This is a genomic window from Clostridium saudiense, assembly GCF_000577815.1.
Taxonomy (GTDB): domain Bacteria; phylum Bacillota; class Clostridia; order Clostridiales; family Clostridiaceae; genus Clostridium; species Clostridium saudiense.
Window position 1 is genome coordinate 1 of sequence record NZ_CBYM010000055.1, and the last position, 12,764, is coordinate 12,764.

Sequence of the window (12,764 nt, forward strand, 5' to 3'; positions counted from 1 at the left end):
TTCATCTCCAGTTTCCTTAGATATTTTACCGCCATAATAATATTCTTGAAGCATATAACCCCTAGGATACTCATCCCACTCCTTGGTTTTATATTTATTAATACTTTCTCTAATAACCCCTCTTAACTCATTCAATGTAATTTCATTGAATCTATTTGCATTCATAAATTTACTTTTATCTTTTTTGCATATATTAATTATTCCTCTAATTTTTTTATGAACAACTTCTCCAAAGCACATCCACAAGTTAGTTAATTTTTTTAATCTCCATGCTATCTTTTGTTCATCTGTACTATTAAAAATCCATCCATTATGACTTCCATAGTAAGTATAATAATATTCTCTTTGGCAAGAATCTAATGTTTTCATTCTTGAAATAGACCAAGATTTTTCTGGGTATTTGCGCTCTTCATATCCTTCACTCATTTTTTCATTCTCCTATTTATTACTTAATAATACTTTTACATTATTATATAAATATATTTTCTTAAATTAATAAAATAAAAATTTACTTTCTTAATTATAGTATAAATTATGTTTTCATTAATTCAGAATAAATTTTCTTGATTTACAAAAAATATTATTAAATTTAATTATTGGAGGTTAATTATGAAAAATTTTTCTTTTAAATTACTCAGCTGTATTGGTTTATTTTTTTTATGCAGTTCTTTAGTTTCTGCTCTTCCTTTAAATTCTTCTAATAAAAACGAAGTATTAATTGTTAGTGATGGTAACTCTAAAGTTGGTCTTCCTGATAGATTTAGAGATATTCCTACTTTAAATATTTCTGGAAGTGCCCAATTTACTAAGGAGCAAGCTAAAAACTTAAAAGATTCTATTTCAAAAGAAAATATATGCATTGTAGATTTAAGACAAGAATCACATGGAATGATAAATGAATTTGCTATAAGTTTTTTTGATAGATATAAGGATTTAAATAACGGTTTTACAACAGAAGAAACCATTAATAAAGAGAACTCTTTGCTAAACAAAATTAAGATTGGCAGCACAGTTCCACTTTATAGACGTACTGGTGCTCTTATTGAGAATTTAACTGTTGACTTCGTTAGTAACGAATCTACATTAGTTACTGATGTAGGAATGCAATATAAAAGGTTTGCTGTAAAAGATAACGGTGCCCCAACGCCTACCATTGTTGATGAATTTGTAGAATTCATAAAGAATAAACCCGATGATTTACACCTTCACTTTCACTGTGACGCTGGCGAAGGAAGAACCACATCATTCATGGTTATGTATCAAGCATTAAAAAATGCTAGTAATTTATCATTAGACCAATTATTAGGTTATCAATATAATATTGGTGGAGTTAATCTTCATGACAATTCTGCCCAATTAGAGTTCTTAGAAGATTTTTATAATTATGTTGAAAAAAATAAATCTGACAACTATTCAACACCTTATTCTGAATGGATTAAGGAGGCATAAGATCTTCTTCCTCTTAAGTAGTAAGTTTAAAGTTAAGGATAAAACTTTTTATATCAATTTAGATTAATTTATTCCTTAACTTTAAACTTACCGCCATACTAAATTCTTATTTATCCATATTAATATTATTTTCACGTGCTACAGTAATAACCCTCTGTATATGCATAGTTAAGTAAACTATCTCATCATCATTTACATGGTAATCATTATTTTTCAATATATAATCACCTATTTTAACTGCACATTCATATGCTTCAGGATATGTTGTTGAAATCATTTTAATAAAATCGGAATCGGTACTATTATTTTGATTATTATTTACGATACGTTTTGCAAAATACTTCAAGTGAGTTAGTAATCTATCATAATTTAAATCATCCTCATCTAATTCTATTGCAAAATTATACTTAATTATATTTAATATATCTTTAATAATTTTAGTTGAAGTTATAGATTTCATGGTTGTTTCTCTATATCCTGCATTTACAAAATGTAATGCAATAAATCCTGCTTCATCCTCTGGTAATTCAATCCCCAATTTTTCATTTATATAATCAACTGCCCACAACGAAACTTTAAATTCAGCTTTATGCACTCTTCTTACTTCATTTAACAATTCATTTTTTATGATAATTCCACTTCTAAATCTTTTTACAGCAAATGCAATATGATCAGCTAATGAAACATAAATTTGCTTATCTAAAACTGTATTAAGTTCCACTATGGCATGAGTAATTATTTCATCAGTAATTTCAAATATTCCTTCTGGAATTTGATTAATTAACTTTTTAATTTTGTTTCCTAAATTTTCGTCATCTACTACAAATGTCTTTTCTATTTTTTTTTCATCTATTTGTTGCCCCGGCTTTTTATTAAATGCTATTCCACTGCCCATAAGAATTACTTCTTTTTTAGTCTTAGGATCAATTGAAACAACAACATTATTATTTAAAACTTTTTCAACTATCATTTATAAAACTCTCCTTATGGTACTAAAAAAATAGCCTAAACTAAGATTGCTCCTAATTTAGGCATATTATATTAGTATTCTAACACTTTAAATATTTACTTGTCAATTAAATGAATTGACTATAATAATTCTTAAATTATATTTGTTTTATTGGAAATACAATAATAAATTCACTACCTTCTCCAAGATTACGACTTACAAAGTAGTTGTTATTATTATATTTAATTTTCTAATAATATTCCCCCAATTATACCCTTTATTTTCTTTAATATCTCTATAATAAGTAAAAAAAGACTTAGCATTTTATGCTAAGTCTTTTTAAGTTTGGCAGGGGTACTAGGAATCGAACCTAGCCTAATAGTTTTGGAGACTACTGTACTACCGATATACGATACCCCTTCAACATTGACTATTTTACCATGGCAATATAATTATTGTCAACTGAAAATATTACTAACTATTATAGACTTTACGTGTAATAACAAAAAGTTAATAGTTAATAATTAATAGTTAAGGATGAAACTCCTACCGGAGTTTCTTGTTTCTTATATTTTTCTAAATTTAGCTTAGCTAAATTTATTGCTTAACTACTCACTACTCATTTTTAATTACTAACTAAAAATATTATTTCACAATATTTTTAGTAACTTCTCTAATTACCTTTTTTAATACTACTGCTCTTATTGCATCATATGTTATTTCTGATGGTACTATCTCTTTTATATCTTTTAATTTATTATATCCCACTTCATCTATTGCCTTTAATATTATTTTTTCTTCATCATTATCGAAAAACTCTTCTAAGTTTATTTTAAAGTTAATTTCATTACCCTCAGAAATATATTGCTGTACATGCCCCATTATTGTAGTTAATGCTAGATTTCTTTCTTTAGCAATTTCTTTTAACGATTTTCCTAACTTAATATAATCAACTGTAATGTCATGAGATTTTCTCTTTTCTCCCTCTTCTTTAGTTTTACTATATTTTTTGTTATCATCATTTTCTAAAACTTCATCAAATGATATATTAGTGCTCTTAGTCCTATTAAAACTCCAATTAACTTCTATATTTTTTTCTTCAATATATTCTTTAATCTTAGCCATGAACTTATCACCATATTTATTTAGCTTTGAATTACCTACTCCACTTATATCTAAGAATTGTTCATCCGTTATTGGCATCCTATTGCTCAATTCCTTTAAAGTTGAATCTCCAAATACCATGTAAGGAGGTATCTTTTCTTCCCTTGAAATCTCCATTCTTAATTCTTTTAATATAATAAATAATTCATTCTCTTCTATTTTAATCTTCTTAACTACTTGTTCCTTAACAAATACTTGCTTTTCACCTTTTACAATATCCATAGATAATTGATTTAATTTCAAAACCGGATATTCTCCTTTATAATTTAAATATCCATGTGAAATCAACATATTTATAAATTCAGTTAATGCATCTTTTGTATAATTTTTCACTATTCCATAAGTAGATAATTCATCAAATCCCAATTCATATACCTTCTTATTTTTAGACCCTCTTAGAACATCTACAACCATTCCAATTCCAAATCGTTGTCCCATTCTATAAACACAAGATATTACTTTCTGCGCATCTACACTTTTATCAACTAACTCTCCAGGTGCCTCACAATTACTACAATTGTTACATCTTTCATCATATTGTTCACCAAAATAATTTAATATATATTTCCTATAACAATCTTGTGTGTAAACTAAATTTATCATAGTTTGAAGTTTTTCAAGCTCATTTTCTTTTCTTACAGTATTTTCTGTTGCAGTTTCAATAATATATTTTTGAGTTTGAACATCTCCAGGTGAAAATAGCATTATACATTCACTGTCTTCTCCATCTCTCCCTGCTCTACCTATTTCTTGGTAATATCCCTCAATATTTTTAGGCATATTATAATGTATTACATATCTAACATTTGGTTTATCAATCCCCATACCAAAAGCATTTGTTGCAATTATTATATTTACCTTATCATAAATAAAACTTTCTTGAGCCTCTTTCCTATATTCATCATTTAATCCAGCATGATATTTTTCCACTTCTAATCCTTTAGAAATTAATAAGTCATATAAACTATCAACCTCTTTTCTAGTAGAACAATAAATTATACCTGATTCATCCTTATTGCTATTTATATAGTCTAAAATGTAATTTTTCTTATTTACACCCTTTTCTATTATTATCTTAAGATTTTTTCTATCAAAACCAGATATAAATATCTTAGGATTATTTAATTCTAATAATTTTATTATGTCATCTCTAACTTCAGCAGTTGCTGTTGCTGTAAATGCTGCAACTATAGGTCTATTTCTCAAAAGTGAAACTACCCTACTAATTCTCCTATAACTACTTCTAAAATCGTGCCCCCATTGCGATACACAATGTGCTTCATCTACAGCCACCATTGAAACATTAATACTAGCTATAAGTTCTAAAAACACATGTGATTCTAATCTTTCTGGTGCCACATATAATATTTTTATTTCATTTTTTGCAGCTTCATCTAAAATATTATTTATTTCAATATTATTTAATGAAGAATTAATATATGCTGACTTAATCCCTAAATTATTTATATTATCAACTTGATCTTTCATAAGCGAGATTAATGGAGAAATTACTATTGTTATACCATCTAACAACATTGCAGGTACTTGATAACAAATAGATTTTCCCCCACCAGTTGGCATTATAGTTAAAACATCATTACCATTTAGTATTTCTCTTATTATATTTTCTTGCCCTTCTCTAAATGAACTATATCCATAATATTGTTTTAATATATCTAATGCTCTATCCATAAATTCTCCTTACTACTCAATAAAATATTTTTCTTCTTAATTATTAACATTACTACTAAACTTATTCAAACATTTGTTCTTTTTGTGTAATATCACAAATTTGCTTTATCTCTTTTTTATAAAAAAATAATAAAAAAAGCTAGCAAGAAATTCTTACTAGCTTCTATGGCAGGGGTACTAGGAATCGAACCTAGCCTAATAGTTTTGGAGACTACTGTACTACCGATATACGATACCCCTTAGTACAAAATCATTATACATTATGTTATTAATAAAATCAATATTTTTTCTACTATTTTTTTATAATTCTTTTCTTTTTCGTACTTTTTGGATAAAATATAAAATAGCAAATACTATTAAGAGTTACTAGTTAAAAGTTTAGAGTTAAAATTTAATTTAGCTTATAACTAATCACTACTAACTCCTAACTAACCTAAAAGGGAGGATTTTAACATGGTTTTTTCTGTTAATAGTGTTGAAGAAACTACAAACCTTGGTATATCACTTGGTAAAATATTAAAACCTGGGGATATAGTTTGTTTAACTGGGGATTTAGGTACTGGCAAAACCCATATAACAAAAGGAATTGCGAAAGGCTTAGAAATAACTGATTACATAACAAGCCCAACTTTTACAATTGTAAATGAATATGATTCTGGTCGTTTAAAATTGAATCATTTTGATGTTTATAGAGTTTCAGATCCTGATGAAATATACGCAATTGGATTTGATGATTACATTTTTTCAGATGCCGTTTCAATTATTGAATGGGCTAATTATATTGAAGAAATACTTCCAAAAGATTTTCTACATATTTATATAGAAAAAGATTTAGAAAAGGGCGAAGATTACAGAACAATTACTATAACTCCATATGGAGAAAGATATGATTATATAAAGGAGCTAAAAATATGATAGTTTTAAGCGTAGATTCTTCATCTTTAGTGACTACTGTAGCTTTACTTAAAGATGAGTATATCTTAGGCGAATATACATTAAACTTCAAAAGAGAGCATTCTATTATATTAATGGAAAAAATAGAAATGTTATTAAAAGACTGTGAAGTTGATATAAACGAAATTGATGGATTTGTCGTTTCTAAGGGCCCTGGTTCATTTACAGGACTTAGAATCGGAATGGCTACTATTAAAGGTTTAAGTATGGGATCTAATAAACCGTACGTTTCCATTTCTAGTTTAGATGCACTAGCTAATTCTTTATTAACTTTTGATGGTATAATTTGTCCAGTAATGGATGCATTAAGAGATAATGTTTATACTGGTCTTTATAAAAATATAGAAGGAAAATTGACAAAAATATTAGACTGTACAGCTTTAGATTTAACTGAACTTGCTAATATATTAAATGAAAAAGGCGAAAAGGTTATATTTACTGGTGATGGAGTATTTAAACATAAAGAATTCTTAATTAATAATGTTAACAATTGTGAATTTGCTCCAAATCATTTAAGTATCATAAGAGCTTCATCTTTAGGTGAGCTTGGAATGGAAAAAATTAAAGCTGGAGATATTGATGATATGAATTCTGCTCCTCTTTATATTAAAAAACCTCAAGCAGAAAGAGAACTTGAGCAAAGGCTGGCTATGAAAAATGAAAATAGATTATAGTCTTATGAATGAATCTCATATAAACGGTGTATATGAGTTAAGTAAAGAATGTTTTGCTATTCCTTGGACCTTAGATTCTATTAGTAATGAATTAAATAATCCATTAGCAAAATATGTTATTGCACAAGATTTATCAACAGGAGAAGTCATTGGATTTGTTGGTGTGTGGATAATTGCTGGCGAAGGTGATATTACAAATATTGCTGTAAGCCCAAAATATAGGAAGCAAGGCATTGCATCAAATTTGTTGATAAAACTATTTGAAATGTGCAAAACTTTTAATTGTGAAGATATTACTTTAGAAGTTAGAGCTTCAAATATACCAGCTCAAAATCTTTATAAAAAATTTGATTTTAAAGAAGAAGGTTTAAGAAAAGGTTATTATTCTGATAATGGTGAAGATGCCATTATAATGTGGAAAAGAGGATAGCAATGCTATCCTCTTTTTATTATTAAGCTACTTCTCTTTTCTTACTTTCAAACTTGCTATCAACTTTAAATATCGCACGTGATACTCTTTTATATAATAAATATGTTGCTATACACACTATTAAAGCTTTTACACCATTGAAAGGTACTAATCCTAAGAATATATAATTTAGTAAAGCTGCTCCTTCTAAATTCATACCATATGCAGGTAATAAGAAAAATGCATTTGCAACTATACCTAGGACTTGCATAACTAATGCACCTATAACCATTCCTACTATAGCGGTCTTTTTACTCTTATTTCTATTATATAACCAAGCTGCAGGAACAACTAATGCAAGACCAATTATAATATTTGCTGTTTCTCCTACAAATCCTGTTTCTGTCCCCTTTATTAAGAATCTTAAAAATACCTTTAATATAACTATTATTCCACCAGTTATCGGACCATAAGCAAAGCCTCCCATTAATGCAGGCACTTCACTTAAATCAATTTTAAGCCATGGAAATGCAGGTATTATTGGAAAATCAAAATACATTAACACTACAGCAATTGCAGCTAATAAAGAGATTTTAACCATTTTGTTTAAATTTTTTGATGAATTCATATATTTTCTCCTCCCAAAAGATATCCTTCGGGGCAATAGATTATTCAAATAATTCTTATTTTAGTTTGTCCAATATTTAATTATTTAATGCAAAAAACCCTGATGTAAAATTACATCAGGGCATTAAAAACAAAACAATAATTAAATATAACAAAAAAAATCGTTATTACTCAAATCACTATTTACCTTCTTTCATCCAGACTTTACTGTCGGCTTCGGAGTTACACCGAATCTGCAAAACTTGCTCGCGGGCTATACCGCCGGTAGGGAATTACACCCTGCCCTGAAGATATTTATTATTTATTTGACTTCATTATATTACTAATTATGGAACTTTGCAATAATTTTATTTAACGTCCTTCATAGTTAAAGAAATTCTCTTTCTTTTTTCATCAACTTCCATAATTTTAACTTTAATTATATCTCCAACCTTAACTATATCTAAAGGATGCTTAACAAATTTATTTGCCATTTGACTCTTATGAACTAATCCATCTTGGTGAACCCCAATATCAACAAAAGCTCCAAAATCTGATACATTTCTTACTGTACCCATTAATTCCATTCCAGGCTGTAAATCTTTTAAATCTATGACCCCTGTCTTTAAAATTGGTTTTGGCATATCTTCTCTTGGGTCTCTACCAGGTTTTTGTAATTCTTTAATTATATCCTTTAGTGTTAATTCACCAATTTCTAATTCTGACTCTAAATTCTTTAATCCCTTTTCCTTTACTCTATCTTCAATATCACTTAATTTTTTATTTTTCAAGTCATCCATAGAGTATCCTAAAATATTTATTAATTTCTCAGCTGCTTCATATGATTCTGGATGAACTGCTGTGTTATCTAAGGGATTTTTACTTTCCATAACTCTTAAGAATCCTGCACATTGTTCATATGCCTTTTGACCTAATCTCTTTACCTTTAACAATTCTTTTCTGCTTTTAAATCCACCAGTTTCATCTCTATATGCAACTATGTTATTAGCTATAGAAGCATTAATTCCTGCAATATAAGTTAACAATGACGGTGTTGCAGTATTTAAATCAACTCCTACCTTATTAACACTATCTTCAACTACACCTGTTAATGACTCATCTAATCTCTTAGGTGTAACATCGTGTTGATATTGCCCAACCCCAATAGCCTTTGGATCAATTTTAACAAGCTCTGCCATAGGATCTTGTAATCTTCTTCCTATAGAAATAGCTCCTCTTATAGTTACATCTAAATCTGGATATTCCTTAGCTGCAAGCTCAGATGCCGAATAAACTGATGCTCCTGCTTCTGAAACAATAACATAAGCTAACTCTTTTCCACTTTCATTCTTAATTTCAGTTAACATTTCAGATATTACTTCTTCTGATTCTCTTGATGCAGTACCATTTCCTAAAGAAATAACATCAACATTATGCTTATATATAAGCTCTTTTAATAGTTTTTTAGTTCCTTCTATATCTTTCTTAGGAACAGTTGGATATACAGTAGCTTTTTCTAAGAACTTACCTGTTGGATCTAATACTGCAACCTTACAACCTGTTCTAAATCCAGGATCATAACCCATAACTACCTTACCTTTAATAGGTGCTTGCATAAGTAATGCTTTTAAATTTTCTTTGAATATTAGTATAGCTCCTTCTTCACCTTTATCAGTTAATTCACTTCTAATTTCCCTTTCTATTGATGGATAAATCAATCTCTTAAATGAATCTTTTATTGCTAATTTTAAATATTCATCAGTTACTTCATTATTTTTTAGCAATCTATTTTGAAGATATGTTATTATTTTATCTTCATTTGCTACTATCTTAACAGATAAGACCTTCTCCTTCTCTCCCCTATTTATAGCCAATATTCTATGAGCAGGAATTTTATTTACATCTTCACTATATTCATAGTACATTTCAAAAGGTGTTGGTTCTTCACTTGAACCCTTTGATTCAATTTTTCCTTCCCTCATTACAAACTCTCTTATCCACTTTCTAAAAGCAGCTTCATCCGAAATTACTTCTGCAACTATGTCTAATGCTCCATTTATAGCTTCTTCTTCAGTAAGTACTTTCTTTTCTTCATTTATATATTTACTTGCTTCTTCATTTAAATTTCCCTTAAAATTACCTTCTAAAATCAAATCAGCTAATGGCTTTAACCCTTTTTCTAATGCTATTGTTGCTCTAGTTCTCTTCTTTTGCTTGTATGGTCTATAAATATCTTCAACCTCTGTTAATGTATCTGCTTTTTCTAAAGCTTTAACTATATCATCATTAAGCTTTCCTTGCTCATCTATTAACCTTAAAACGTCTTCTTTTCTTTCTTTTAAATTTCTTAAATATGTTAATCTTTCGAAGAATTTTCTTAATACATCATCACTTAATCCGCCAGTTTGTTCTTTTCTATATCTAGAGATAAAAGGAACCGTATTTCCTTCATCTAATAATTTAATTACATTTTGAACTTGTTTTAAAGTTATTCCTAACTCTTTAACTAATCTTTCTTCTATATTTACCATAAGTGCCTCCTATAAATTATATTATTTACACAAATAACTCTATTAATTAGTATAACATAATTTTACACTATTGCTATTATGTTAATAGAATAGTATAATTTATTTGTAAAATATTACCATTTACTATGCGAGGTGAATTTATCTTGAATAAATTTTTGTATGGCTTCTTAAATATCTGTCTTATAGTTTTTATTACACTCTTAGCACTAAATCAATTTTATGTAATTGACTTTTCAACTAACCTTAGAAATGTATTTATTTTTTTAACTCTAATAATTATATTATTTACTGCTACAACACAACTCTTAACTGGCAAATCTAACTTTTTAAAGTTTATTAGTGGTGTTATATTATTTTCAGTTATAATCGGTGGAGTTTTTTACGTATTAAAAGATCAGCTCAACATATTTGTATATATATGTATTTTATTTTCTTTATTCCAATGCTTATTTGAGCTTATTCAAAATAAAGCTTAAATTAAACATAAACTTATCATAAACATTTCCATATAAAAATAACATTCTATTGCTTACATTAAAATTTAGAATATAGTATTTAAATAAAAGTTAATAATCTAAAAGGAAACTTTTCATATTTAACATAGGATGAATAAATTTTGTTTGCCAAATTAAAATTTGGAATGCTCAAAAGAAATTCCTCCTCCTTAACGTCGGATGAGTAACTTCGATTTGCCAAATTAAAATTTGGAATCTCAGTTAATTTTAAAATTTCAGTTATAATGTAAAACCTCCAATAATATTATTAAGTATACTAATATTTGTGAGGTATCTTTTTATGAAAAAAAATATATTATACTTTTCGATTTTATCAATAATATCCTTTTTTCTATTAACTACACTCTATCTTAATAATACATATTCGGAATTTGATTCAACCAATGTTCGTAATAATATATATGTCTTATCATCAGATACATTAGGTGGTAGATTAGCTGGTAGCACCGAAAACTTAGTTGCTGCAGAAATAATAAAAAATAGATTTATTGATTATGGATTAAAAACTTTAAATGGTGATGGCAATTATACTCAAGATTTTAATACTATTTGTCCTGTAACTACAAATACTTCTCCATACTTGAAAATTGAATATAACGGAGATACTGAAGAAGAACTTCAATATGGGGTTGACTTTAAAGAAGATATGATTAATTTTAAAAATAATACTTTTTCATTTTCAAAGTCTGATAAAATAAACTCTTATTTATCTTATCTTGATATAACATGTGATGATGGAACATTTTTATTATATGTTCCAAAAGATAATAATTTTTCATTTAGAAGCTCATTTTTCAGTGATTTCGCAAAAGATGCTGTAATTATGGTTTCACAAAATGCTTTTGATAAAATAACTTCTAGTTTAAATGAAGGAAAACAAATTTCAATTCATGTTCCATTTGAGGAAGAAGAAAAAACAATATCTAATGTTATTGGTGTAATCAAAGGGTCTAATTCTTCCCTTTCCCCATTTATAATTACAGCTCACTATGACCATCTTGGAAAGGATGGATTAGGTACTAGTTATTCTGGGGCCTTAGATAATGCCTCTGGTACTTCATTTATATTAGAATTAAGTAGAAGTCTTTCAACTTATGGAAAACCTGAAAGAGATATTATTTTTGTTGCTTTAAATGCTGAAGAATTTGGTCTTTTAGGCTCTAAAGCCTTTGCTGAAGAAAATTTATTTAATATTCAAGATTCAAAAGTCATAAATTTTGATATGATTGGTAGTGCTGATTATCCTATAAGCTTAATGCAAGGAAGTAAATTTAAAAATACAGATTCAGAATTGCTAGAATCTATAAAATCTATATGTAAGGATAATTCAATAGATTATGAGGTTTTATATGAGGATTCAAGTGATCATGCAAGCTTTAATAATTTAAATATTGATGCATTGAGCTTCTGTCATAGTGATAAAACACGAATTCATACACCAGAAGATACAATAGATTATATAGATACATCTTCTATAGATACAGTTTATAAAATAGTTGAAACAGAAATAAAAACTTCTTGTTATAGTGGATTAACAAGGTTCATTTATAGTCAAAATTCTATTACTTTAATATCAATAGTTTTAATACTATTAATTATATGGGGTATTTTTTCTAAGAATAAGTTTTTACTTCATAAAAATAGCTCAATACTTTTTAGAGCAATTGCCTTAATTGCAGTAATATCTGCTACTATATTCTATATTAAAGGATATACTAGTGCATTAATTATTGCATTAATATTTGGTTTTTCAATAATATTTATTACATTAATGAGACTTAATTCAAAATCAAGATAAATAAAAATAACAGCTAATAAAAT

General features: G+C 27.4%; 10 protein-coding genes, 2 tRNA genes and 1 riboswitch. Of the genes, 5 read left to right on the forward strand and 7 right to left on the reverse strand.

Annotated elements, in window-relative coordinates; all coding sequences use genetic code 11:
* The coding region (locus TY07_RS15915) for a hypothetical protein (protein WP_042402448.1) at positions 1-426 on the reverse strand (426 nt) is incomplete at its 3' end.
* Between the two features lie 183 nt (positions 427-609).
* Between TY07_RS15915 and TY07_RS15920 the strand changes: the two genes are divergently transcribed.
* On the forward strand, positions 610-1,449 hold the full coding sequence (locus TY07_RS15920) for a phosphatase domain-containing putative toxin (protein WP_042402452.1): 840 nt from the start codon (positions 610-612) through the stop codon (positions 1,447-1,449).
* A gap of 106 nt (positions 1,450-1,555) precedes the next feature.
* Here TY07_RS15920 and licT read toward each other — a convergent pair whose 3' ends face one another.
* The 4 genes from licT to TY07_RS15940 all read right to left on the reverse strand — a co-directional run bounded on the left by licT (position 1,556) and on the right by TY07_RS15940 (position 5,494).
* Positions 1,556-2,419 carry a BglG family transcription antiterminator LicT gene (gene licT, locus TY07_RS15925; RefSeq protein ID WP_042402455.1) on the reverse strand — a complete coding sequence of 288 codons (864 nt, stop codon included), beginning with the start codon at positions 2,417-2,419 and terminating at the stop codon, positions 1,556-1,558.
* A 325-nt stretch (positions 2,420-2,744) separates the two neighbouring features.
* Positions 2,745-2,818, reverse strand: a tRNA-Trp gene (locus tag TY07_RS15930).
* Between the two features lie 225 nt (positions 2,819-3,043).
* Positions 3,044-5,254, reverse strand: coding sequence for a DNA helicase RecQ (gene recQ / locus TY07_RS15935; protein WP_042402457.1), 2,211 nt, complete (start codon positions 5,252-5,254; stop codon positions 3,044-3,046).
* Positions 5,255-5,420: 166 nt separating this feature from the next.
* Positions 5,421-5,494: transfer RNA gene (locus TY07_RS15940), tRNA-Trp, on the reverse strand.
* Positions 5,495-5,707: 213 nt separating this feature from the next.
* Between TY07_RS15940 and tsaE the strand changes: the two genes are divergently transcribed.
* The 3 genes from tsaE to rimI are packed head-to-tail and all read left to right on the forward strand — an operon-like array spanning position 5,708 to position 7,312.
* Entirely contained in the window at positions 5,708-6,169 is a 462-nt protein-coding gene (tsaE, locus tag TY07_RS15945) for a tRNA (adenosine(37)-N6)-threonylcarbamoyltransferase complex ATPase subunit type 1 TsaE (RefSeq protein WP_042402459.1), read from the forward strand.
* On the forward strand, positions 6,166-6,882 hold the full coding sequence (gene tsaB, locus TY07_RS15950; RefSeq protein WP_042402461.1) for a tRNA (adenosine(37)-N6)-threonylcarbamoyltransferase complex dimerization subunit type 1 TsaB: 717 nt from the start codon (positions 6,166-6,168) through the stop codon (positions 6,880-6,882). Before tsaE ends, tsaB begins: the two co-directional genes overlap by 4 nt.
* Positions 6,866-7,312 (forward strand): ribosomal protein S18-alanine N-acetyltransferase, encoded by a 447-nt coding sequence (rimI, locus tag TY07_RS15955; protein ID WP_042402464.1) that lies wholly within the window; start codon positions 6,866-6,868, stop codon positions 7,310-7,312. Before tsaB ends, rimI begins: the two co-directional genes overlap by 17 nt.
* A 22-nt stretch (positions 7,313-7,334) precedes the next feature.
* Here the strand turns inward: rimI and TY07_RS15960 are convergent, their stop codons facing one another.
* Entirely contained in the window at positions 7,335-7,919 is a 585-nt protein-coding gene (locus tag TY07_RS15960) for an ECF transporter S component (RefSeq protein WP_042402466.1), read from the reverse strand.
* Positions 7,920-8,099: 180 nt separating this feature from the next.
* Positions 8,100-8,214: riboswitch (FMN riboswitch) on the reverse strand.
* 51 nt (positions 8,215-8,265) lie between these two features.
* On the reverse strand, positions 8,266-10,428 hold the full coding sequence (locus tag TY07_RS15965) for a Tex family protein (RefSeq protein WP_042402469.1): 2,163 nt from the start codon (positions 10,426-10,428) through the stop codon (positions 8,266-8,268).
* A 795-nt stretch (positions 10,429-11,223) separates the two neighbouring features.
* Between TY07_RS15965 and TY07_RS15975 the strand changes: the two genes are divergently transcribed.
* Positions 11,224-12,741, forward strand: coding sequence for a M28 family metallopeptidase (locus TY07_RS15975; RefSeq protein ID WP_042402477.1), 1,518 nt, complete (start codon positions 11,224-11,226; stop codon positions 12,739-12,741).
* The last annotated feature ends 23 nt before the right edge of the window (positions 12,742-12,764 follow it).